This is a genomic window from Paenalicyclobacillus cellulosilyticus (assembly GCF_014647315.1).
In the GTDB taxonomy this organism is placed as follows: domain Bacteria; phylum Bacillota; class Bacilli; order Alicyclobacillales; family Alicyclobacillaceae; genus Alicyclobacillus_J; species Alicyclobacillus_J cellulosilyticus.
Genome location: NZ_BMOY01000016.1, coordinates 33,230 through 57,630, shown reverse-complemented (window position 1 = coordinate 57,630; position 24,401 = coordinate 33,230). Strand labels below are relative to the sequence as shown.

Annotated in this window: 18 protein-coding genes and 2 CRISPR repeat arrays; of the genes, 4 read left to right on the top strand and 14 right to left on the bottom strand. The window is 60.3% G+C overall.

Going from position 1 to position 24,401, the window contains the following annotated elements; all coding sequences use genetic code 11:
* From IEX97_RS06630 to IEX97_RS13905, 13 genes are all read right to left on the bottom strand, one after another.
* On the bottom strand, nt 1-773 hold a 773-nt coding region (locus IEX97_RS06630; RefSeq protein WP_229776534.1), incomplete at its 3' end, for an IS66 family transposase.
* 61 nt (nt 774-834) lie between these two features.
* A complete protein-coding gene (gene tnpB / locus IEX97_RS06625) occupies nt 835-1,164 on the bottom strand; it encodes an IS66 family insertion sequence element accessory protein TnpB (protein WP_188881893.1) in 330 nt (109 codons plus the stop codon).
* Nucleotides 1,165-1,193: 29 nt separating this feature from the next.
* A complete protein-coding gene (tnpA, locus tag IEX97_RS06620) occupies nt 1,194-1,538 on the bottom strand; it encodes an IS66 family insertion sequence element accessory protein TnpA (protein ID WP_188881891.1) in 345 nt (114 codons plus the stop codon).
* A 92-nt stretch (nt 1,539-1,630) separates the two neighbouring features.
* Nucleotides 1,631-5,631: a CRISPR direct-repeat array (repeat unit 36 nt; unit sequence GTGCCACTTCTTCGATCCCTTGTTCATCGTTCCGAC).
* Between the two features lie 340 nt (nt 5,632-5,971).
* Nucleotides 5,972-6,265: a CRISPR-associated endonuclease Cas2 gene (gene cas2 / locus IEX97_RS06615; protein ID WP_188881890.1), complete on the bottom strand. Its 294-nt coding sequence runs from the start codon at nt 6,263-6,265 to the stop codon at nt 5,972-5,974.
* Nucleotides 6,266-6,269: 4 nt separating this feature from the next.
* Nucleotides 6,270-7,946 carry a CRISPR-associated endonuclease Cas4g/Cas1g gene (gene cas4g/cas1g, locus IEX97_RS06610; protein ID WP_188881889.1) on the bottom strand — a complete coding sequence of 559 codons (1,677 nt, stop codon included), beginning with the start codon at nt 7,944-7,946 and terminating at the stop codon, nt 6,270-6,272.
* An 11-nt stretch (nt 7,947-7,957) separates the two neighbouring features.
* Nucleotides 7,958-9,586, bottom strand: coding sequence for a type V CRISPR-associated protein Cas12b (gene cas12b, locus IEX97_RS06605; RefSeq protein ID WP_188881888.1), 1,629 nt, complete (start codon nt 9,584-9,586; stop codon nt 7,958-7,960).
* 55 nt (nt 9,587-9,641) lie between these two features.
* Nucleotides 9,642-10,868, bottom strand: coding sequence for an IS110 family RNA-guided transposase (locus tag IEX97_RS06600; protein WP_188881887.1), 1,227 nt, complete (start codon nt 10,866-10,868; stop codon nt 9,642-9,644).
* 203 nt (nt 10,869-11,071) lie between these two features.
* Nucleotides 11,072-12,859 carry a type V CRISPR-associated protein Cas12b gene (gene cas12b / locus IEX97_RS06595; RefSeq protein ID WP_188881886.1) on the bottom strand — a complete coding sequence of 596 codons (1,788 nt, stop codon included), beginning with the start codon at nt 12,857-12,859 and terminating at the stop codon, nt 11,072-11,074.
* Between the two features lie 290 nt (nt 12,860-13,149).
* Nucleotides 13,150-14,219: a CRISPR direct-repeat array (repeat unit 37 nt; unit sequence GCTTCAATGGGGCCGCGGATCGTCTCCGCGGAGCAAC).
* A 344-nt stretch (nt 14,220-14,563) separates the two neighbouring features.
* On the bottom strand, nt 14,564-15,955 hold the full coding sequence (locus IEX97_RS06590) for a VIT1/CCC1 transporter family protein (protein WP_188881885.1): 1,392 nt from the start codon (nt 15,953-15,955) through the stop codon (nt 14,564-14,566).
* Nucleotides 15,956-16,233: 278 nt separating this feature from the next.
* Nucleotides 16,234-16,641, bottom strand: a complete 408-nt coding sequence (locus tag IEX97_RS06585; protein ID WP_188881884.1) for a toprim domain-containing protein — start codon at nt 16,639-16,641, stop codon at nt 16,234-16,236.
* Between the two features lie 78 nt (nt 16,642-16,719).
* Nucleotides 16,720-17,715 (bottom strand): homoserine kinase, encoded by a 996-nt coding sequence (gene thrB, locus IEX97_RS06580; RefSeq protein WP_188881883.1) that lies wholly within the window; start codon nt 17,713-17,715, stop codon nt 16,720-16,722.
* Nucleotides 17,712-18,794, bottom strand: a complete 1,083-nt coding sequence (gene thrC, locus IEX97_RS06575) for a threonine synthase (RefSeq protein ID WP_188881882.1) — start codon at nt 18,792-18,794, stop codon at nt 17,712-17,714. Before thrC ends, thrB begins: the two co-directional genes overlap by 4 nt.
* Before the next feature lie 257 nt (nt 18,795-19,051).
* Nucleotides 19,052-19,174, bottom strand: a complete 123-nt coding sequence (locus tag IEX97_RS13905; RefSeq protein WP_268238321.1) for a hypothetical protein — start codon at nt 19,172-19,174, stop codon at nt 19,052-19,054.
* Nucleotides 19,175-19,301: 127 nt separating this feature from the next.
* On the opposite strand from IEX97_RS13905, the gene panB reads away from it, so the two are divergent.
* The 4 genes from panB (at nt 19,302) to IEX97_RS06555 (ending at nt 23,605) form a co-directional block, all read left to right on the top strand.
* Complete coding sequence (gene panB, locus IEX97_RS06570; protein ID WP_188881881.1) at nt 19,302-20,183, top strand: 3-methyl-2-oxobutanoate hydroxymethyltransferase; 882 nt, start codon at nt 19,302-19,304, stop codon at nt 20,181-20,183.
* Complete coding sequence (panC, locus tag IEX97_RS06565) at nt 20,180-21,028, top strand: pantoate--beta-alanine ligase (protein ID WP_188881880.1); 849 nt, start codon at nt 20,180-20,182, stop codon at nt 21,026-21,028. The genes panB and panC overlap by 4 nt, the downstream gene beginning before the upstream one ends.
* A gap of 16 nt (nt 21,029-21,044) precedes the next feature.
* Nucleotides 21,045-22,211 carry an iron-containing alcohol dehydrogenase gene (locus IEX97_RS06560; RefSeq protein ID WP_188881878.1) on the top strand — a complete coding sequence of 389 codons (1,167 nt, stop codon included), beginning with the start codon at nt 21,045-21,047 and terminating at the stop codon, nt 22,209-22,211.
* A 116-nt stretch (nt 22,212-22,327) separates the two neighbouring features.
* Entirely contained in the window at nt 22,328-23,605 is a 1,278-nt protein-coding gene (locus IEX97_RS06555; RefSeq protein WP_188881877.1) for a transporter, read from the top strand.
* Here IEX97_RS06555 and IEX97_RS06550 read toward each other — a convergent pair.
* Nucleotides 23,576-24,370 carry a sensor histidine kinase gene (locus IEX97_RS06550; RefSeq protein WP_188881876.1) on the bottom strand — a complete coding sequence of 265 codons (795 nt, stop codon included), beginning with the start codon at nt 24,368-24,370 and terminating at the stop codon, nt 23,576-23,578. The genes IEX97_RS06555 and IEX97_RS06550 overlap by 30 nt on opposite strands.
* Nucleotides 24,371-24,401 lie beyond the last annotated feature (31 nt).

Sequence of the window (24,401 nt, the reverse complement as noted above, 5' to 3'; positions counted from 1 at the left end):
TGCAGCGTCGTCTCGTCCGCATGGAGGTACCGGCGCTTGAGCAACTCCTCATGCAGCCGGTGATATATCCGTTCCAGCCACCGCGTCGCCCCCAACACCACCCAGTTCGCCAGAGTCTGCCGGGTCAACCGCAGGCCTTGCCGGGCAAACTGCTCCTCCAGGCGGTACAGCGGCAAGCCATCCACGTATTTCTTGTCGATCACGTACGCCAGCATCGAGGCGGACGCCAGGCTGCCCGGTATCGGGGGCTTGGGCATCTGCGCCTTGACCATGGGCGTTTCGGTCCCATGCTTGTCACACGTCCGGCATGCGTATTGTTGCTGGACATGTTCGCGCACCTTCGTCTGTGCCGGGATGTGGATGAGCTCGCGACGGATCTCGACACCCGCCTCGTCCATGACCTCCCCGCAGCACGGACAGATCCGTTCTTCCTCCGGCAGACGGTATTCAATCCGCTCCACCGGAAGGTCTGCCAGCATGGCGTCCCGCTGGCCTGGCTGCTTCTTGCGCCGCTGGTACGTCACCGTCTCGAAGGTGGGTTCCTCTGCCTCTGGTTGCGCCTCCGCCTCGGCCTCGTTGAATACCAGGTCCAAGCGCACCTGGTCGTCCGTCGTGCGTTCGCTGGACTTCCCGAATTGCCGGTGGCGAGCCAAGCGAAGCTGTTCCAGCAGCAATTTGACCTGCTTTTTCAGCTCCGCGATTTCCTTCTCTTGCGCTTCGCAGCGCGCCTGCAGGGCTTCCAGTTGGTTGGGGGTCGCTGTCGGGTTCATCATGCAAAAGGACTTCGACACGCCTGCCGAAATCCCTTGCCAGATCCTTCTGTGTTTACCGGTCTCACACCACTTTTTTCGCGGTAACCCTCCGGTGTGCTTGCGGTTGGTTCCATGGCAGTCCGTCCAACAGCCAGCCCAGCTCCCGGCGGCTGATGACGAGGGTCTTGCCGTCGCTGGCGTCCGGCCATTGAAACCGGCCCCGCTCCAGCCGCCGATAATACAACCAGAAGCCGTTGTGTTCCCAGTACAAGATCTTCAACTTGTCCCGCTCCCGGTTACAAAACACGAAGACCGCAGGGGAAAACGGGTCCAGGTGAAAGGACTCCTGCACGAGAGCCGCCAATCCGTCGATGGACTTGCGCATATCCGTGCTGCCGCAGGCCAGGTACACGCGCAACTCCCCCGGTCCAGCACCGATGTTCAGCATAGCGACGCCAGGGTGCGCACCACATCGCGCAGCAGTTCAGTGTCGTAACCGGGCGTGACCTCGATGACAGCAGGACCCACGCGCACGGACAGCAGCTTGTCCGTCACTTCAGGCGCGGATTCCTCCACACGCACCGGGATGAAACGCGGCTCAGCATGCTCACGTTGACGGCCGTCGTGGTCAGTGTCCGCCTTAAACTTGCCGACCCAATACCACAGCTGGTGTTCCTTGACCTGATGCGCAGCACACCAGGCTGCGCCGGTTAACCCGCTGGCCCGAAAGTCCGCCACGCGGGCACGCCAAAGCTTACGAAGTGCTTCCAACTCGGCCTTTGTCACGGTGATCCCTCCATGACTGGATTCTGGAGGGGATCATCTCGCAGAAGACGGACTGACGCCAGGTGTGCGCTATTTGACGCTCACGGAACTTCGTGCCACTTCTTCGATCCCTTGTTCATCGTTCCGACTCACGGCCATCTTGACCATGATAACGACGCTCTTGTGTGCCACTTCTTCGATCCCTTGTTCATCGTTCCGACTCAATATGGGGGAAGTAGATACATGAGCTATATCACCGGTGCCACTTCTTCGAACCCTTGTTCATCGTTCCGACGCTGGACCGCGCATGATGTGGAGTGGCTGGCAGAAGTGTGCCACTTCTTCGATCCCTTGTTCATCGTTCCGACGAAGGCAGAGCGCCGCTTAGGGCCGATGACTTGGAGTGCCACTTCTTCGATCCCTTGTTCATCGTTCCGACAATGATGCATTCTCATGAGGCTCCGATCAGCCCGGAGTGCCACTTCTTCGATCCCTTGTTCATCGTTCCGACTAGAACTGTGAACACCGTCCAAAACACTCTTTGCCAAGTGCCACTTCTTCGATCCCTTGTTCATCGTTCCGACGGATTCGCAACAACTGCAGGCCGCCGCAGACCGTTGTGCCACTTCTTCGATCCCTTGTTCATCGTTCCGACGATGGATTTTGTCACCGGAGAAGAACGCGACAAGTTGTGCCACTTCTTCGATCCCTTGTTCATCGTTCCGACTTGTTGGCGTGTTGTATCTTGGTGACACCGTCCTGCTGGTGCCACTTCTTCGATCCCTTGTTCATCGTTCCGACACTACCGCGTCGTGCACAGGTTCAGTCACGGATCGTGTGCCACTTCTTCGATCCCTTGTTCATCGTTCCGACCAACAATTCGTCCGCAGGTCTAAACGGCATCGTAATGTGCCACTTCTTCGATCCCTTGTTCATCGTTCCGACTTGCAAACGGAATGCCTGCCCAAAATCAAGTCACTGTGTGCCACTTCTTCGATCCCTTGTTCATCGTTCCGACGCGCCACCGGAGGGGCGGCCGCAAATACACTCGCATGTGCCACTTCTTCGATCCCTTGTTCATCGTTCCGACGATATTCAAGGTGTGATCGATATGGATTTTCTTGTGTGCCACTTCTTCGATCCCTTGTTCATCGTTCCGACGTGGACATTGATGTGACGATCACCGTCAAGCAGCTGTGCCACTTCTTCGATCCCTTGTTCATCGTTCCGACACCAAGGGTTTCCGCTGCATGTCGATTGACCATAACGTGCCACTTCTTCGATCCCTTGTTCATCGTTCCGACATTACACTGTCAATATGTTTTGTCGATTTTCCTCAAAAGTGCCACTTCTTCGATCCCTTGTTCATCGTTCCGACCTTGCCAGCAGGGACGAAAATCAACGAGATTGGCTGTGCCACTTCTTCGATCCCTTGTTCATCGTTCCGACGGCATGGCATAGGTTGCAGGCGGCGAAGGAGCGGCTGTGCCACTTCTTCGATCCCTTGTTCATCGTTCCGACTCCTGCGCCTGCGCCGTTGCTCGGTTCACGTCCTCGGTGTGCCACTTCTTCGATCCCTTGTTCATCGTTCCGACGCATGGGGTGTCGCGTGATGTACTATTGGCTCATCGTGTGCCACTTCTTCGATCCCTTGTTCATCGTTCCGACAACCGTTGCGGTTTCGGGATTTGCAGCCCCATACCCGAGTGCCACTTCTTCGATCCCTTGTTCATCGTTCCGACAGAGGCGCACAGAAGAGGAACGGAGAAAGCTAGAGGTGCCACTTCTTCGATCCCTTGTTCATCGTTCCGACAAGCGGGTGTTACTTCATACAAACTCCCACGATAGTGCCACTTCTTCGATCCCTTGTTCATCGTTCCGACGCGGACGCGTGTCATCTCGCCGCACATGGCCCGGAAGTGCCACTTCTTCGATCCCTTGTTCATCGTTCCGACGGCACCGGCCATCTGAGCACTGACCGCTGTTCAGAGTGCCACTTCTTCGATCCCTTGTTCATCGTTCCGACCCACGAGTTGTGTACCCGCGTGCTATATTTGAACAAGTGCCACTTCTTCGATCCCTTGTTCATCGTTCCGACCCACGAGTTGTGTACCCGCGTGCTATATTTGAACAAGTGCCACTTCTTCGATCCCTTGTTCATCGTTCCGACCCACGAGTTGTGTACCCGCGTGCTATATTTGAACAAGTGCCACTTCTTCGATCCCTTGTTCATCGTTCCGACCCACGAGTTGTGTACCCGCGTGCTATATTTGAACAAGTGCCACTTCTTCGATCCCTTGTTCATCGTTCCGACCCCTTTGGTACGACTTTGACGACCTTCCCCTGCTTGTGCCACTTCTTCGATCCCTTGTTCATCGTTCCGACCCAATATCGCCATGCGGACATCGATCTTCTCCGCACAGTGCCACTTCTTCGATCCCTTGTTCATCGTTCCGACTACCACTCTTCACCAAATCGGATAAAATTCCGTTCGCGTGCCACTTCTTCGATCCCTTGTTCATCGTTCCGACTTAGGCACCAGTTGACAAAGTAAACGCGGTATGTTAGTGCCACTTCTTCGATCCCTTGTTCATCGTTCCGACGGAGGCGAACAGGTGTTCCCCTCTTGACAAATTGGAGGGTGCCACTTCTTCGATCCCTTGTTCATCGTTCCGACAGCACCGGGTGTTCATCGGTCCATTGCGTTTGCTTGTGCCACTTCTTCGATCCCTTGTTCATCGTTCCGACTGATGTATCATCTTAAACCTGCGGGAGGTGCCTCCCCATGTGCCACTTCTTCGATCCCTTGTTCATCGTTCCGACGTGAGGAATGGCAGAATCTCAACACAGGTCTTACGTGCCACTTCTTCGATCCCTTGTTCATCGTTCCGACTTCCGTCTTACTTGGACGACCAACTAGACGACCAGGGTGCCACTTCTTCGATCCCTTGTTCATCGTTCCGACCCAGTCCCATATCCAGCGGCTGGAGCATTCAATACGTGCCACTTCTTCGATCCCTTGTTCATCGTTCCGACGAATACCTACGACGAGGACGCTCGGGAGACAGAGGCGTGCCACTTCTTCGATCCCTTGTTCATCGTTCCGACGCAAAATCCAACATAGCCCGTTCCTTAAACTCCGGTGTGCCACTTCTTCGATCCCTTGTTCATCGTTCCGACAACGACGGTACATTTCCCTGCGTGGTTTCTTGGCCGGTGCCACTTCTTCGATCCCTTGTTCATCGTTCCGACGGCCGCAATTCGTGGTGGTGTGACAGGATATGAACAGTGCCACTTCTTCGATCCCTTGTTCATCGTTCCGACGTGGCCCCGTTATAAACCGCCAAACCAACATTGGTGTGTGCCACTTCTTCGATCCCTTGTTCATCGTTCCGACCTGCCCAGCCTCTACAGCCTTGGCAACGGCCTGGCGTGCCACTTCTTCGATCCCTTGTTCATCGTTCCGACTGCGGTTTGAGTGGGCGAATGTTCATCTCTGACTTGGTGCCACTTCTTCGATCCCTTGTTCATCGTTCCGACATAATCATCGCGGCAAGCGCGGCCCCAGGAATCTAGTGCCACTTCTTCGATCCCTTGTTCATCGTTCCGACACGCTTGGGCCTCGATAAGCTCTGATTCATCCGTGTGCCACTTCTTCGATCCCTTGTTCATCGTTCCGACGAGGCTGAAGCGTCTCCAACAGCAAAGGAGGAAGAAGTGCCACTTCTTCGATCCCTTGTTCATCGTTCCGACGAGGCTGAAGCGTCTCCAACAGCAAAGGAGGAAGAAGTGCCACTTCTTCGATCCCTTGTTCATCGTTCCGACGAGGCTGAAGCGTCTCCAACAGCAAAGGAGGAAGAAGTGCCACTTCTTCGATCCCTTGTTCATCGTTCCGACTGGCTCTCATCCTCGTGTGTGGAAGTCTGTCAGCAAGTGCCACTTCTTCGATCCCTTGTTCATCGTTCCGACCGGGCATCCCCAAGACAGCACTTGAAGTGGACAAGCTCGTGCCACTTCTTCGATCCCTTGTTCATCGTTCCGACATAGTAGGTCTGACCTGGCACAACGCCATCATCCAGTGCCACTTCTTCGATCCCTTGTTCATCGTTCCGACAGCGGGTGCTCGCAATGCCCAATCCGCACAAGCTTGAGGCCCTTCTTTCGAGCATCCCGTTGACCAAGTCGGTGAGTCATGGGAATACACCCCTCTTCCCTCTCCATACAAAGCCATCGATCCGCACCGCGACAAAGATGCGAGCACCTCCCAGGGCATTTGCCCTGACGAGGCGCTCGTTAAGCCGGAACGCTGAACAAGGGATCGAAGCGCGGGACATGCCTCGTCTCTGAGGCGTCGGCACAAAGTCCCGCTCAGCCTACGACCCTATAGGTCGCGGCTCGCCTATCCGGCTGCCTTTATTGTAACGTTCAGCCGGTACGCACGCAAGCTATCGTTGTTAAAAAATCAGTTTCTTCAAATCAAGGTGATCGTATTCGCGACCAATCACGGTGAGATTACGATCCAACGCGTCTGATTCCACACTGCCAAGGCGAGCAAACAAGACTTGATCGGTTTCCTTATGAATGAGGTCGTACAGTGTCTCGCGTAACCGTGCCTCTTCCGTGTCCGTCAGTTGACACAAAAACACGGAATACTGAACATGTTGGCCATACCCCCGCATGACTTTATACACCCGGCGCCATCGTTTTGGATCGCTGACGTCATAACTGACCAAAACATATCTCCGCATATTTTCACCTTGTCACCAAGGGCGTATAGGATGCCAAATCGCCAGTGAGATATCGGGCGAGAATACGACTCTCCAACTCCAGCATTCGCCGGTATGATACCTTGTACCCGAAAACGGGGTGGGTGACTTTTTCATTCATCCGCCTCTCATAGGCGTGAAGCATCCGTTTACGCGCTGCGGGCTTGAGACTGCACGAATCTGGACCCAGGTAAAAGTCCTGCCATTGAATCTCGCGAGTATTCAGTGCGCGAATGACAACGGAATCGGCGATGATAGCACGAAACGGCTCCATGAGGTCAAGTGCCAACGCAGGACGACCTGGTTCAAGGGCATGATAAAAACCAAGCATTGGGTCCATGCCTACAGCCGCGATCGCGGTAGACATGTCGCGCACCAGCAAACTGTATGCCAGGGAGAGCATCGCATTCACAGGGTCTTTAGGCGGGCGTCGATTCCGGCCGTTCATCACAACCGTTCCGTCAGAGAGTTCCAGTTCCGCCGTTCGAAGCATGGATGGAAACCATGTAAAGTATATCTTCGCAGCCATCCCCTCGATTCCGCGTAGTGACGCAAGAGATTCCGCCATCTCTGCAGAACGGGCAAGATCGCCAAGCTCCTTGAGTACCGTGCTCTGCAGATCTCTGGCGTTCCGTCGCAATAAGGTCCGTTGATTGAGGATCTTCGCGCGCACGATGGCACGCGCCAAATTGAAACGAACCGACTCATCCTCAAATTTAGAGAACTGAGCGCGACGGACGTGCGTGTTTTTGGTGATGAGGTTGTGAGCTTGTCCAACCAATCTTCCACCCGAAGTCAGAAAACTGACGGTGACGCCTTGCTCCATTAAAACGTGAAGCAACTGCGTAGAGATCTGCACGTTACCAAATAGCGCCACATGAATCAGATCTTTCAGAGGAATGTTCGTTCTTGACCCGTCAGGTGCGGTCAGTACCAATTCATGCCCATTCTTGCCCAAATGCGTCCCCGGTTCGGAAACATACAGGATTCCCAAATCATCACGTTGAGGAACAATGTTCCGGACACGATCGACGGTCGCGTTCAGAAAGTTTGTCTCGTCCGGCAGACAAACGGAATTGAGGGAACATCGAAAGCACTTGTCAGAGTCCTTCAACGGCGGTGGCATGGGCTGGCTTTCCAATTCACGTGCACGCCGAATGCACCATAAGGTGGCATCCACCAGGTCGTTGGTAAATTTCACCATGACCTTTTTCCGGTTGCCACGGTAATACAATTGTCCGGACGTACTCGGAAAACCGTTCGCGCGGAGCAGCAGGCCTTGCGCACACAATTGAATCTGATCGTTGGGCCACGCATCTCCCGAGAGCGTCCAGTTGCCAATGATGAACGGCTGCCTCCCAGCGGGGGAGGACGCGTGTTTCGCCTCGACGGGTTGCCATTCCCCTGCTTCGTCCAAACGAACCGCATCCAACTTCCCCACAATCCCCAGTTCTTCATCGCCGAGGTGCAGTGATTCAGGCGCTTTAACCCACGGTTCAATCGCCCCTACGTCCGACGGCCTCCGATGACGTTCCGCACGTTGATGCTGGGCCGTACCTTCCACGGTATCGGCGTTTGCCTCAAACAATCCTTGAACGTGCATGAGGTGATAAAGACGCTCGCAATAGAATAGCTCATTGAGCATGCGGACCGGGATAGGCATTCCGAACTTCCTCACTTTCCTCGCTCGGAAACAGCAGCTTCGGGCTCCCAAGACCTATCTCGCAGACGGGCGGCGACGAGCCGTTCCACCCATCCCCAGAACAACTTGGCGGTCAGCCATCTTCCCCCATAAATTTGGCCGCTGGGATCCCGAAAGAGAGTGACTGCTTTGCCTTGCAGCTCGCGCGCTTCTTCAAGCCACTCGTTCTCGTCTGCGTCTTCCCCGGAAAGTTTTCCACGACGCAACCCTTTCTTCTCTATTTTTCGTCCCGGCACCCAGCGATATACCCCCTCCTCGTCTGTACTTTCAAATACCCCAATACCAAACACCTTGAAGAATGAATCGGTTTTCGGGACTGCATAACGCTTGCCATCCATGTCGACCACGTCGCACGACACACGGAACGTTGACGCTTCGTCGCCTCCCCAGAAACGCCGTTGGAGGTTCTGCGCCGCGTTGAGGTCTGCGTGTACCACTTTGACGCCTTTGGCGCGATCCCACTTCGCGGGCGACACAAGGATCTCTCCGTCTCCGGTCGGGACGAGGTCATTGGGACGCATCTTCTCGAGTGTCCAATTCAACCTCTCCAGTTCTGGCGCGAGCCAGCCTTCCCCCCGCGCGGCTTTTTCGATGTCCTGCTTCGTGACAGGCCGACACCGCACTCCCGGAGCCCCGGTCTGTGCATCAAACCGCGACGAGAAGGCCGGGAATACCGTGCCGACGATGATTTGATGGATGTCTGCTTGCATCTTGAGCGTTTGGAGAATCCCCCTGTGGCTCCATGACATCAGTTGGTTGTTCTCAGAGGGCGGTCTGTCGCTTTGGAAACGATACCGCGATAAATCCTCCATGAGGATGACATGACATGGCGGATAACGGCGATGCCAACGATTTCCTGCCGGTTGGGTATCGTCGTACACGTAGCCAAGGGCTGTCATGACCAAAAGGTCCGCCAACTTCTTGATCCGGTCTTCCTTGAGGTGGTTCAGTCGAGCTGTCAACCGCTGCGCCACTTGGCTTCCTCTCGCCATTCGAACCACCTGGCCCGGCTCACGAGCGTGATTCGACCAGGAGATCAGCGTCGTTCGATCGCGTTCCAGTTGACGGATTCTCCGCAGGGACAGGCCTCCCGCACCCCGGCGCACAGGCACTTTGCCCGCCTGCTTGCGAACTGCCTTCCACTCGCGCACTGCCTGGCCCAGCCACCGTTCCATCCGACGATGCGCTTCGATGACATGGTCGCGCCAGAGTGCGGCTTCTTCCCCGACTCGATCCTGTAGCGAAGCCATTTCCTCACGAAACAGGCTCGTCCAATCCTGCGTTCCCTCCACGGTTTTAGAAAGACTCTCCAACGCCCGTTTGCGATCCTCCGGATCGGCCAGCTCGCTCAACCGCAAAAATCGGGACAGTACATGGATACCCTGACGAATCCGCCTTTGCAACGCATGGACACGACCAAACGCGTCTTCCGCGGCAGAAGTCTTCCCCTCACCCGGCAACCTGAGAAGGAACGCGCGCTCTTGGACAGCCACATACTCATCGGTGCCGGCGATGGGATAAATGGTAGGTTTGCGCGGACCTGATGTAGTCACGTTGTCCCTGTGCTCTACCGTGAAAATCCACAATTTGGGACAAGACAACCACCCCCTATAGGCAATACGAATTGCCTTTCCAGAAGGTGGAGATTATCCATTCCTACGCGGGTATTCTCGGCTCAAGTATGACTTGATATCCGAGACGCTCAAGACGTTTGACACTGTTCCGGACCGCCGTCTCCCGCTGCTTCTCTTCGAAGTACAAGGGACCCAGTTCTTGGTAAGTCGTTTGCCGCTTTAGCAGATGATACGCAATGATCAAAATCGTGTGCCCGACCGCGACGGCTGCCCGTTTGCTCCCCCGTCGGTGTGCCAAGCGCTTGAACTGAGCGGACAGATAGGTGTCCCGCGTTCGCCCTGCTGCTTGCGCGGCTTCTACCAAAGCTCGTCTGAGCGTAACGTTGCCCTTGCGAGTTCGTCCCGACTTGCGCTTACCTGCGCTCTCATGGTTCCCTGGACACATGCCGGCCCACGAGGCGAGATGGCCAGCGGTAGGAAATTGGGACATGTCAGCACCGGTTTCGGCAACGATCACTTCCGCAATTCGCCGTCCGACACCCGGGATCGTATCCAGCCGCTCCAGCGCATCCTCAAAAGGGCGCATCCGCTCCCCAATTTCCTTGGTAAGCCGCTCAATTCGCCTGTCCAACTCCTCAATGTGCTGCAACTGTTCTCGAAGCATTAGCCGTTGGTGGTCCCCCATCACACCATGAAGAGCCCGCTTGAGTTCGTCATGCTTAGCCTTCATCCGACCTTTGGCCATAGCAGCCAACTCCTGTGGATCGGTTTCTCCTTGACTCAAGGCTTTCAGGATGGACCATCCTGATTTGCCGGTAATGTCCGTTGCCACTGAGGATAGCTTGATATTCGCGCCTTCCAGTACCTTCTGCAGCCGATTCACTTCTCTCGCCCGCTCATCGACAATCTCTTGACGATAGCGAATCAACTCACGCAGCTCCCGTTGTTCCCGGCTTGGAACGAAGCTGGGTTGCAGAAGGCCATGGCGTAGGAGATCTGCGATCCACTCGGCGTCCCTGACATCTGTTTTGCGTCCTGGGACCGCCTTGATGTGCTGGGCATTGACCACCAAAAGGGTGAAAGCTCCCGTCGCCTCGAGCACATTGTAGATGGGTTTCCAGAATGAACCGGTACTTTCCATAGCTACGTGGCTGCAGCCTTGGTCTTGAAGCCAATCGGCCAGTTCAAGCAAGTCCTCGGTCATCGTGCCAAACGTCCGGATCGCCTTGCCCTCCGGGGTGAGGGAACAGGCGGTGACTGAACGCTTGTGAATATCCAAGCCACAGCAACGCTCGTATACGACCTGCATCCCGGCTTCGCCTCCTGCCTCATGTTCAGGAGCCCAAGACGACGACCCTCGACCTTCCTCTACCGTGCGTGCTTCCGTCTCCGGAGCGACAATTCGTGGTACAATCGGTCGTCGAGAACAGTCTACCCTGCGGGCTCACAGCACCAAGTAAGCCCGTTCTCTGTTCTTGAGCACCGCTGATGAACATTCGACAAATCCCATTTTCATCCTTCGTGGCGCCGCGCAGCGGCATGGGGGTCTACCCTGCAGACCACCACCGCCGCACTGGAGCGAATTCCCAGATCAACAGCCATCACGCGCAGGGTAGGTGACGCACTATTGTTTTCACCGCGACAAGAAGACTTCAAATAATTAACCAGGTTCTCAGGGCGCAAGAAAATACGATCGGTTTCCCTGCCAACGGACACCACTTTAGTTAACTGCACAGCCTGTACGTCCGGTCGTACTTGCGGCTGCACGTCTACACTGACGTTAAGATAGACGGGCCCGCACCCTCCCGCACTGAGCATATTTGGGCGACGCTGGAGATGTCTTCTGTCAAATTGAATCTTGGCTCCGCCCAACTCGGCAGGAAGCGGAGATCCTGCACCGGGTTCCACATAGACTACACAAAGTTCTGCATTATCTTCCACAAAACGCAGACGTTCCCACTGACTTGAAAATGCTATGGGAACGTGAACGTCGCGATGTTCGTCCCATCCGCCGTGATCGTTCGGCATAATGAGAGAAGAAAATGTGACGAAATAACGGCGATCTCCGCCTATGGGCGTGCGGATCGCGTAGTCATGAATATTTCCGCCTTCCGCGTCGTAGCGAATCCAAATCGGATGGTACACAGCATCCGGTAAAGTGAGTCGTGCGTACTGCTTCGCTCCCGCCACTTTTCGCTGCAGCGCGCGCAGACGAGCGTATCTTATGAGCTTTGTCGGATCATCGCGCCACAACGGACGGTATTCTGGTCTTGCCAGTTTCGTAAATAATTCATATGAACCAAAATCCCGACCTGAGCGAGCCTGAACCGCCTTGATCACAGCCTCGTATTCAGAGACCGGGGCGTCTTCCGGCAGCTTAAGCCACTCTTCCACGACGCGGCCAAAACCGCGTACAGACCGAGGTCGGATTTGAAACGCGCCTTCGGCTACAGCTATAAAACCGTGAGACGACCGCTTCAATTCGTCCTCCAAGCGCTCCGCGAGCGATAGAAACGCATCATCCGACGCGAAGTTTTCCTGATAAAACTTCTCCGCATCTCTTGCCAATTGTTCAAATCTTTCCTGCACGCGCCGGTTCCATGACTCCCAAGACAACATCCTTTCGATGGCCTGTTGAAACATATCGCGATCCCACGTGCGAACAAACTGGCCTTTCCGTTTAGGCGTCCAGTTGACATCTTGCACCGTATCGGTGAAGGGTTCTAACAATGGATGCAGACCAAATCTCCGCAACTCCAGCAACAACGTCGGAGTCGGGTCCTCCTGTTTCCGTTGTATCGCCCGTTTATAATCCTCTTCCCACGTAGGATCACCAGCCTGTTTTTTTAGGAACCAGCGAGGTTTCCGGCCCGACTTTGCGATGCCGAGCCCGCCCACTGCATTCGGATCGGTCAATGGACTGAGAAATTTTCTTGATAACATCTGTGCATCTCCGTTTTTCCCTACACTGGACGGCACAATTTGCTCGTACAACTGTCTCATCAGGGATAGCAGTTCTTCATCCGTCCCTGCATCTCCAGAATGACTGTGCGCTTGCTGCAGTCTGCGTAATCGCTTTAAAAGTTCCGTCTGAATCTCCTCACGGGATTTTCGCACAACGGTCAAGCCATGTTCGTCTTCGTCAAAAATAGGTTCTTGGCGCATCAGCACGAGCCATTCGCAGTAATACCGTACCCCGTCGTTCATCACCTGGTGCGTCTTCCATAAACCTCGCCGAACATCGCGATACTGCGGCGACCCGACCGCCAACTTTACACGGATCGACCGAACGGCCACCATCCTTGCACTCCTTTCATTCAAGGTGGTGCAGCATGAACTACTCGGCGAATTCGACAAATAAATTGAATGATCCTTCTTACACAAATAAAAAAATTTTTTATCCAGATAGATCCTCAAATAGAAAATAACAGATTGCGAATGAGATATGGTATTCACGACCTATCCTCGACGAGCCAGTGCGGCCATCTGGTTTCCGAAAAGGTCACGTTGGCCCATTTCTCGTCCAACCTGTCCCGCTTCGCGGTTGTACACTGGTCAGCCTTGTAAAGAAGTTCTCCATTGTCCTATTGACTTCAATGGGGGCGCGGATCTTCTCCTCGGAGCAACGCGAATTAGATATCTTTGAAAGGTGGTGGCAGGAAGCTTCAATGGGGCCGCGGATCTTCTCCGCGGAGCAACTTACATTTACGGTGATGGAACCAAATATTTCGACTTGCTTCAATGGGGCCGCGGATCGTCTCCGCGGAGCAACGCACTATATCCGCATCTTCCCGAGCAGTCCATAGGAGCTTCAATGGGGCCGCGGATCGTCTCCGCGGAGCAACACAGATGAAGACCGCGAGTTGCTTCGCGTTTCATTGGAGCTTCAATGGGGCCGCGGATCTTCTCCGCGGAGCAACCCGGTTCATGTTCCCAACTTCACCATCAGCGAGGCGGCTTCAATGGGGCCGCGGATCTTCTCCGCGGAGCAACGCTCCACAAGGCCGGTCAGATGGGAGTCAACGCTGCGCTTCAATGGGGCCGCGGATCGTCTCCGCGGAGCAACGCGGGGGATGGCGCGGCACCAGTCGGCTCGTAGATCAGGCTTCAATGGGGCCGCGGATCTTCTCCGCGGAGCAACTCTCCCTGGCGCATCCCGGTCATGATGGCCAATACGCTTCAATGGGGCCGCGGATCTTCTCCGCGGAGCAACATACACTCGGTATCCGGACAGACTGTAACCATTGCCGGGCTTCAATGGGGCCGCGGATCGTCTCCGCGGAGCAACGTCAGACCCATGACGTCCGTCCTCTGCCACAGCCGCTTCAATGGGGCCGCGGATCGTCTCCGCGGAGCAACGGGGTGTTCTTTTTTGAGGCCATGCCAGCAGGGACAGCTTCAATGGGGCCGCGGATCGTCTCCGCGGAGCAACCGACAAGGACACTGAACGCGGAATCACGTTCAGTGACTGCTTCAATGGGGCCGCGGATCGTCTCCGCGGAGCAACGCGGTGGTGATTCGAAGATATCAGCGAATTGCAATCCAGCGCTTCAATGGGGCCGCGGATCGTCTCCGCGGAGCAACCAGCGATGACAACTCCAACACGGAAGGGGATGATGACGTGCTTCAATGGGGCCGCGGATCGTCTCCGCGGAGCAACTCCTCTCGATCCAGCCCAGTCCTGACGCGCCTTCCCGGCCGATTTCCGCGAACCCCTCGACGACATCTGCACCTCTGACGCTGCAGACGCCCTCATTGTAGCCCCTTTTCAGCAAAAAATCCAGACATCTCGCGGGTTTCCGGACTTGCGCGAAACCCCCGGGGTTTGGCCATCACTCAGGGTTCGCGCAAGCCACGCGGTTTGAAACCCGCTCCGTTTGAAATCCGCCCTCTCTTCCCGTAACGCCCCATATCGGCTGCCCGCCGCAGGCGGCCGCCCGTCGGACAACCGCCGCATCGCAGCATCGCAGGACCACCGCCCCGCGGCAGGCTCGCCGCGCGTCCCTACAACACCTTCGCGCCGACCAAACCGAGCCCGTACGAAACCACGCCGGTGATGACGCCGACCAGCGTCATCTCCAAGCCGCTCTTCCACCAACTGCGCACGGTGACGATGCTCTTCAAGGCGCCGACCACGAAGTGGGCGAGGATGCTGACGATGGCTGCCGTGACCATCGCGGGGGTGCCGCCCATAAAGAAGAACGGCACCAGCGGCACGATGCCGCCGACAAACGTCGACAGGCTGCCGAACAGGGCTGACGTCCACGGGTTGCTGCGGCTCACATCGTGGATGCCGAGCTCCTCCTGGGCCATCGTCTTCAAGAACTGCTCCGGGTCCTGCGCGATGCGCGCCGCAATCTGCCGCGCCTCGTCCTCGCCGAACCCTTTGAGCTGGTATAACAAGGCCAGTTCCTCTTCCTCGTGCGCCGGGTCTTCCGCAATCTCCGACCGCTCGCTCGCCAGTTCCTTCTCCATCACTTCGTTCTCCGACTTGGCGGCGAGATATGCGCCTGCTCCCATGGAGAGGGTGCTCGCCAATGCGCCGAAGAAGCCGCTGACCAACACGTCGTGGCTGTTGACCGACGTATATCCCGCCACGCCGGCGATGATGCCGAAAATGGCGCCGAGGCCGTCGTTCACGCCGTAGATGGCGTCGCCAATCCATCCGCCGCGGCCCTGGTTGTGCCAGCGCTCGCTGCCCCAGATGTGGCTGAGGCGCGACATCACCCCCGCCCCGCGCGCGTTTGGCGATCGCGCCGTCTGCCCGTGGCCCGTCTGCGCGTGGCCAGTCTGCGCGTGGCCCGTCTGCCCGTGGTTCATCTCCCCGCGGCTCGACTGACCGTGGCCAAGCTGCGCCGGACCGTCTCGTCCGTCACCCCCTTGCGCGGTGCCGCCGCGTGCGCCGTCGGCCGCCGCACCCGATCCTCGCTCGGCAGTGTCCCCGCCGCCGAGCACCTGCTCCAGGTCGCCGTGCGCCCGCTCGTCCGCCTCCAATTGCTCCAGGACCCGCACGACGTCCGGATCGCTGAACATATGGCGCAGCGAACGGTACCAATCGGCGTTGCTGCGCTCCATCCGCTCAATCTCTTCAAGCAACTGGTCCCGCTGCAACGGACGTCGCCCGGGCTCGGGCGCCGGGAGCGCCGCCACCTCCACGCCGAGCGCCGCGAGCTTGTCCGCCCACAGCTCCGCATGCCGCCGTTCCAACTCGGCCAGCTGGCGCAGCACCGACCTGCGCCGCTCGTCCGGCTCCTGTTGCGCGGCGAGATCGTAGAGGGCGACCGCCTCCATCTCGCGCCGCCAGTTCTCGATGAACGCCTTCTTGGCCAGCTCCCCGTCCCGCTCCGCGCTCGTCTTTTTGCTTGCGGGCGGAGCCCCGCGCACTTCGTCTGCCATGTCCATCCCTCCCGCTCGTCCCGCACCGGGACAATTCGGCTATCATCATAGCATCGAACACATTCTAATTTCTTCCCGTTCGATCTGTTGCCGGCGCGCGTGAGGGATGGCATACCCTGGCGAGAAGGTCAGCCAAATTCAACCCGGACAGCCGTGTAAACCTCAATGGTCAACCCCAACAGCCAACCCCAACGGCCAGCCCCAACGGTCAACCCCGGCGGTGAGCCCCGGCGGTGAGCCCCGGCGGTGAGTCCCGGCGGTCAAACTCTCCGGAGAGGTCACCCGTGCGTGCCGGGATCGAGGAGCCAGCTTTCGTCGATGATGAAGTGGGCGTCATACAGGATGCGGGCGAGGTGGTCCATCGGGGTGCGCGCGACCTCACGGTACAGCTTGCGCGTGTACAGGTGGCGGGCGTTCGGCAGTTCGCGGCGGAGCTGGCTGCGCAGCTTCATCCCGGGCTCATCCGCGTCGACGAGGATGTACACCTCCTCATCCTGGAGCCGATCCGCCAGCCGCTCCAGCCACTCGTAGCTGACCGTGCCGTGCGTGCAGATGATCTCGACGGGTTCCATCAGGATTTGCAACAAGCGCTCCTTGTCGGTCTTGCCCTCGACGATGATGACCTTGCGGTACGATGCGCGGGAACCCGCGCGGTACCCGCGGGCCGGCGATCTCCTCACGCCCATTCACCGTCCTCATGCTGACACCGGCACGCCTTGTATCCAAGCACTGCCTTGCTACCCACGCCACGCGGCGACCGCTCGTCATATCGCTTCCCGCACAACCACGGTCTCCTCTTCGCAAGCGCGGTACACGAACGTCCGGGCCGGGACGCCGTGCGCCTGCCACGTTTCGGCCATCGTGCGGGCGACGCCATACGCGACGGCGTCTCCGTCGCACCAGGCGAGCATCGACGGGCCTGCGCCGCTCAACGTCGTGATGAGCGCCCCCGCCGCCACCGCCGCGCGGCTCACCGCCGCATAGCCGGGAATGAGCGTCTGCCGGTATGGTTCATGCAGCCGGTCACCGAACCCGTCGCGCAGACTGGCCAAATCGCCGCTGCACAAAGCGTACGTCAAGCGCGCCGCCTGCGCCACGTTGAACACCGCGTCCTCCCGCGCCACCATCGCGGGAACGACGCGGCGCGAGTCCTCCGTATAGAGGCGAAACGAAGGCACCGCCACGACGAAGCGCAGGCTGGGCGGAACGGGCAGTTTGAGCGTGTGCGGCGCCTCTCCGGGCAGGGTGAGGCACAAGCCGCCGAGCAACGCCGGCGTCACGTTGTCCGGATGTCCCTCCATCGCCACCGCGATCGCCAACAGTTCGTCGCGCCGGAGCGCCTTCTCCGGCTCGTACACTTCGAGAAGCCCGTTGGCGAGCAAGAGACCGCCGACGATGGCCGACGCGCTCGAACCGAGGCCCGATCCCACCGGGATCCGGTTGTGGAGCACGACGCGCCAATCGGACGGCACGCGCGCCGCGCCCACTTGCCCCAACAGCGCATCCATGGCGGCCACCACCGCGTTGCTCCGGTCGGCCGGCAGCACGTCCGCCGCCTCGCCGTGCACCTCCACGGCGAACGGCTGCCCGGTCTCGACCGTCATCTCGTTGAACACGGTGAGCGCAACACCCATGCAGTCGAAGCCCGGCCCGAGATTGGCCGACGTGGCGGGGACGCGCACCGTCAGCCGCACCCGCCCGGGCACGAGCATCGACACCATGCCGTCCGTGCTTTGCGCTGCGTCCGCTTTGCGGCTCATCGGCCAACACCCAGCGCTGCCGCCACAGCCCGCCGGTCACAATCCACGACCATCGGTTGCGTCTGGCTGACCGCCACCGCGTTGTCCGGGTCCTTCAACCCGTTGCCGGTCAGCACGCACACCACCGTCTCGCCGGAGCGGATGACCCCCTGGCGGTGCAACGACAACAGCCCGGCCACCGACGCGGCCGACGCCGGTTCGGCGAACACGCCTTCGCGGGCGATGAGCCGGTACGCCTCGCGGATCTCGTCGTCCGTGACGGCGTAGATGCCCCCGCCGGACGATCTCGCCGCGTTGAGCGCGAGCTCCGCCGACGCCGGTTTGCCGATGCGGATGGCGGTGGCGAACGTCTCCGGGTGCTCGATGGGCTCCCCCTTCACCAAGGCCGCTGCACCCGCCGCCTCAAAGCCGTGCATCCGCGGCCGGTTGGGCACGACCCCCTTTTCGGCGTACGCGCAAAAGCCCATCCAGTACGCGCTGATGTTGCCCGCGTTGCCGACCGGGATGCAAAGATGATCCGGCGCGCGTCCGAGCGCGTCGCAGATCTCGAACGCGGCCGTCTGCTGTCCCTGCAGCCGGTACGGGTTGATGGAGTTGACAATCGTGAGGCCCGCCTCGTCCGCCACTTCGCGGACCAGCTGCAGCGCCGCGTCGAAGTTGCCGCGCACCGCGATGATCTTCGCGCCGTACATCATCGCCTGCGCCAGTTTGCCGAGGGCCACGTACCCGTCCGGGATGAGGATGACCGCCTCCATGCCCGCCCGCGCCGCGTACGCCGCCGCCGAGGCGGACGTGTTGCCGGTGGAGGCGCAGATGACCGCGCGGCTGCCTTCTTCCTTCGCCTTGGCCACGGCAAGTACCATGCCCCGGTCTTTGAACGATCCGGTGGGATTCGCCCCCTCGTATTTGAAGAACACCTGGGTCCCGACGCGATCGCTCAACTGGTGGGCCGGAATGAGCGGGGTATTGCCTTCGCACAGCGTCAAGGACGGCGTCTTGTCGGTCACCGGCAGCCACGCCCGGTACCGGTCCAAGATGCCCGTCCAACGTCGGGGGATGACGGATGATGCTGAACTCATCAGGTGTGAAGCCTCCTCGCTGGATGCCACGCGCTCCGCAGGCAGGCAAACGCCCGCCATTCTACTTCAAATTAGTGATATTATTGATGTTCCCCCATGCGAAGTCAATACAATCCGCGCCGCAACACGCGCACGAAAAAATTGGGCGGCTGCCAACGCAACCGCCCGCCGCCTTCGCGACGGCTTTCCCCGGAAGGGATGCCGGACGCAGACCACGGACCGGCAAAGGATGGAGGCTGCGGATCGCGGCCGCCGGCTCAGGTCACGACCTGCGTGGTGCACGTCGTCGTCGTGTAACCCGGGACAAGCAGGAAGAACAGCACGAAGATGATGAGGAACACGACCGCCCAGCGCGTGTAACCGCCGAACACACCGTACATGGCGCCATGCCTCCTTTCGTGCGGGATTGCACAGACAGTGAATGCGGCAGCTTCGTCCGCCGGCGCGGCGGACGTCCAGCTTTGCTACAATAGAAGCGGTTGGCAAAGGGCAAAGGGGGAATCGCCCATGAGCAAAGACATCACGGTGCGCACCCTGCTGCGCATGAAGGAAGCCGGCGAGCACATCGCGATGCTCACCGCGTACGACTACCCCACCGCCCGCCTCCTGGCGGAAAGCGGCGTACATATCCTCCTTGTCGGCGACTCGCTCGGCAACGTCGTGCAAGGCCAGCCGAGCACGCTGCCGGTGACGCTGGATCACATGGTCTACCACACCCAGATGGTCGCCCGCGCGGTGACCAGCCTGCCGGAAGGCACGGCACGGCCGCTCGTCGTCACCGACCTGCCGTTTCTCACCTACCAGGTGAGCCCGGAGGAGGCGCTGCGCAGCGCCGGCCGCATCCTGCAGGAGGGCGGTGCGCAGGCGGTCAAACTCGAAGGCGGCGCGGAAGTGGCGCCGACGGTGGCCCGCCTCGTCGCAGCCGGCATTCCGGTCATGGCGCACATCGGGTTCACACCCCAGTCGGTGCACGCCCTCGGCGGCTACGCCGTACAAGGCAAGACCTTGGAGCAGGCCAAGCGGCTCCTCGCCGACGCCAAGGCGCTCGAAGCGGCCGGCGCCTTCGCCGTCGTCCTCGAGTTGGTCCCGGCCGAGGTGGCGCAAGCCGTGACCGAGCGGCTGCGGATCCCGACCATCGGCATCGGCGCCGGGCCGCACTGCGACGGCCAGGTGCTGGTGTTCCACGACTTTTGCGGCTACTCCCCGGGCCGCGTGCCGCGCCACAACAAGCGCTACGCCCATCTGGCGGAGGTCATCGCGCAGGCGGCAAAATCATACGTGGCGGAGGTCCAGGCGGGAGAATTCCCCGGCCCCGCGCAGACGGTCCGGCTCGACCCTGCGGAGGCCGCGCGCTGGCAACAATGGCTGAACGAGGAGGGGCGGGCATGAAGGTCGTTCACACCATCGCCGAGGTGCGCGCCGCGGTGCGGGCGGCGCGTCAGGCGGGCCAGCGCGTCGGCTTTGTACCCACCATGGGCTACCTGCACGAAGGACACTTGGCGCTGGTCGCCGCCGCCCGCCGCGACAACGACCTGGTGGTCGTCAGCATCTTCGTCAACCCGCTCCAGTTCGGCCCGCATGAGGACTACGAACGCTACCCGCGCGATCTCGCCCGTGACACCGCCCTCTTGCGGGAGGCTGGATGTGACATCCTGTTCGCGCCGAGCGTCGAGGAGATGTACCCACAGCCGATGGCCACCGTCGTCGAGCTGCCGGAGCTCAGCCGCCCGCTGTGCGGCCGTTCGCGCCCGACCCACTTCCGCGGCGTGAGCACCGTCGTCTGCAAGCTGTTTCACATCGTGGAGCCCGACAGGGCATACTTCGGCCAGAAGGACGGACAGCAGCTGGCCATCATCCGGCGTATGGTGGCGGACCTGAACATGCCGGTCGAGGTGGTGGCCATCCCCACGGTACGCGAACCGGACGGGTTGGCCAAAAGCTCGCGCAACGTCTACCTGACGCCGGAAGAGCGGCCTCATGCCACCGTGCTCTACCGGGCGCTCATGTGGGCCAAGGCGCGGATTGACGCGGGTGAACGGGATGCCGCGCAGGTGGCGGCGGGGATGCGGGCGATGATTGAAGCGGAGCCCATGGTCCGCCTCGACTACGCCGAGGTGGTGGACATGGCCACCTTGCAACCGCTCGCGCGCATCCAAGGCGACGTGATGCTCGCGGTCGCCGCGTACGTCGGCAAGGCGCGGCTCATCGACAACCTGCCGTTGACCATTTCATGAAGGAGGCGGTTTCGCGATGCAGCCATTCCGGTTTCACAACCCGACGGTGCTCTACTACGGGCGGGATCAAATCGAGCAGCACCTGGCGGAAGAAGTGACCAAGTACGGCACGCGGGTGCTGCTCGTCTACGGCGGCGGCAGCATCAAGCGCAACGGCCTGTACGACAAGGTGACCGGCATCTTGCGCGGCGCAGGGGTCACGTGGTGGGAACTGGCCGGCGTCGAGCCCAACCCGCGGCTGACGACCGTACAGAAGGGCATCGACCTCTGCCGTGCCCATGACATCCAGCTCATCCTCGCCGTCGGCGGCGGATCGGTCCTCGACTGCGGCAAGGCCATCGCCATGGGCGCCGTGTTCGACGGCAACGTGTGGGACATCTACCTCAAGAAGGCAAAGCCCACCGGCGCGCTGCCGCTCGGCACGATTCTCACCTTGGCGGCAACCGGATCGGAGATGAACGCCGGCGGGGTCATCACCAACTGGGAGACCAAGGAAAAAATCGGCGCCAGCTCGCCGTACACGTTCCCGAAGTTCTCCTTTTGCGATCCGGTCAACACCTTCACCGTCCCGCGCGATCAGACAGTCTACGGCGTCTGCGACATGCTGGCGCACTGTTTCGAGCACTACTTCCACGCCAAGACGCACGCGCCGCTGCAGGTGCGGCTCATCGAATCGGTCATGCAAACCATCCTCGAATACGCACCCAAGGCGCTCGAACGCCCGGACGACTACGACGCCCGCGAGACGCTCATGTACTGCAGCACGATGGCCCTCAACGGCATGATCAGCATGGGCATCCAGGGCGACTGGGCCTGCCACGCCATCGAACATGAAATCAGCGCCATCTACGACATCCCGCACGGCGGCGGGCTTGCCATCGTGTTCCCGAACTGGATGGATTATGTCGTGGACACCGACCCGTCCCGCTTCGCCCGCCTGGCGACCGAGGTGTTTCGCATCGACCCGCAAGGCCGAAGCGATCGCGACCTGGCCCAGGCGGCGATTGCCCGCGTGCGGGCGTTCTTCCGCAGCATCGGCGCGCCGCAGCGGCTCGCGGACTACGGCATCGGCGAGGAAAACCTGGAACGGATGGCGGCGCAGGCGGTGCGGTTCGGGCCCATCGGCCGCTTCCGCAGGCTGGAGAAAGACGACGTGTTGGCGATTTTGCGGCGCTGCCTCTAAGCGAGAACCGGTAGACGTGCCAAGCTGCCGGCAGGAAGCTGAAAGCGCCCGGCCCGGCCGAAGCCGCCCGGTGCAAGGCGCTGCCCGCAGGCAGCAGAACAGGAGGCGAATCCGCCATGTCAGGTTCGAATGCATCCGGTCAACCCGCGCGCAGCGCGACGTGGCGCGCGGCGCTCGTGGCTTCCCCGTGGTTCGTGCGCACGGCGTTCGCGGCCTGCTGGCTGGCGTCCGTCCTGGTGCAGGTTTGGCTGGCCCTTCACACCCGCGGTTTCGTGGGGGATCAACGGATCTTCTGGGGGTGGATGCAGGCCATCCACCAGTACGGGCTGCCGTCCGTGTACCGGACGATGGACGTGGACTACCCGCCCGTGTACCTCTGGGTGCTCGGCCTCTACGCCCGGTTGGCATCCGCCGGGCACTGGGCGGTGCCGCCGACGGGCGCCGGGATGAAATGGCCCGGCATCGCCATCGCTGCTGCAGCGATGCTCCTGTTCTATTGGGTGACGCGCGGGGTGCGGCCGGGGTGGCGGGTGTTCATCCTCGCCTTCTTCTGTCTCAATCCTGCCGTGATCTACGACACCGCGGTGTGGGGACAGGTGGACATTCTCGACGGCATCCTCGTCCTCGCCGCGCTGGCCTGGTACCTGCGCCGGCCGGCGCTGGCAGGCGGAAGCTGGGCCGTCGGGCTGCTCGCCAAGTTTCAGTCCATCGTCGTGCTGCCTGTGCTGGGCGGCCTGTGGCTGCGCGACCTGGCGCAGCGTTCGTACCGGCGCGCCGCTTGGTTCGCCGCGGGCGCCGCTCTCCCCCTGCTCGCCGTCAGCCTGTACTTTGCCGGCACAGGCACCCTGGGTCAGATGGTCTTCAAGGCGTACATCGCGACCACGGGCGAGTACCCGTACGTGACCCTCAACGCGATGAACGTGTGGTATTTCGTCTATGGCGGCATGCCGTGGATGCCGGATACCGCGCCGGTGCTGCCCGGACTGACCGTCAAGGCGCTCGGCCTCATCCTGCTTGCCGCCGCCACCCTGTACGCCCTGGTGTACCTGTGGTGGCACGCAGACCTCCGCACCGCCGCCGTGCTCAAGGCGGCCGCCATGCTGTCGCTGGCGTTCTTCATGCTCCCCACCGAGATCCACGAGCGCTACATCCTGATGGCGGTCATGCTCAGCGTCGCGGCCGCCGCGTTCGACCGCCGCTGGGCGTGGCTGGCCGCGGGACTCACCCTCAGCGCCTGGTGCAACCTGATGGCGGTGGTCAGCCATGCCGTCAATCCGGATCAAGACATGTGGATGGTGTACCTGAACGCACTCGTCTTCGCGGTGATGTGCGTCCTCATGCAGCGCGAGGTGGGCTGGCCCGCCTCATGGCGCGCCTTCCTGCCCGCCCGTTGACACCGCCTCGTCCGCGGGGCGGCCGGGCGGCGTGGTGGCACCCTCGGCCGCTGCTGCCGCTTCCGCCGCGGTGTCCGGGCCCGCGGCCCCTGCCAAGACCGCCGGCCGGGACAACGGGATGCGCACGGTGACCGTGGTGCCGGCGCCGACCTGGGACTTCACCTCGAGGGTGCCCCCCAGGACATGCGCCCGCTCCCGCATCCCCGCCAGGCCGTAATGACCGGGAGGAATGTCCTCCGGCCGGAAGCCGCGGCCGTCATCCCGTACTTCGAGGAAGAAGTGTCCGGCCTCCACCCCCATGCGGACATGGACGGACGAGGCCTCGGCGTGTTTGTGGACGTTGTTGAACGCTTCCTGCACCAACCGGTACAGCCCCACCTGCTTGGCGGGCGAAAGCGGGCAGACGAACCCTTCCGGCGCCTCCCACGTCGCGCGCAAGTTCCAATCCTGCGCCGCGCGCTCACACAGGTCCGCCACCGCGCCCACCAACCCTTTTTCGTCGATCACGACGGGCCGCAGGTCGTAGATCAGCCGGCGCAGCTCGTTGACGACGCTGATCAACCGCCGGTTGGCACGCTCCAGTTCCTGCATCGCCATCTGCGGATTCGTCTGAAAGAACTGCTGGATGATCTCCAGGCGCATGCTCAGGTTGACGAGCGCCTGGGCCGGGCCGTCGTGCAGGTCGCGCGCAATCCGGCGCCGTTCCTCTTCCACCAGTTTGATGCCGTAATCCGTCCAATCGTGAACCGGCAAATCGGTCGTCATAACCCCATACCTTTTCGATAAGTTTGCGTTT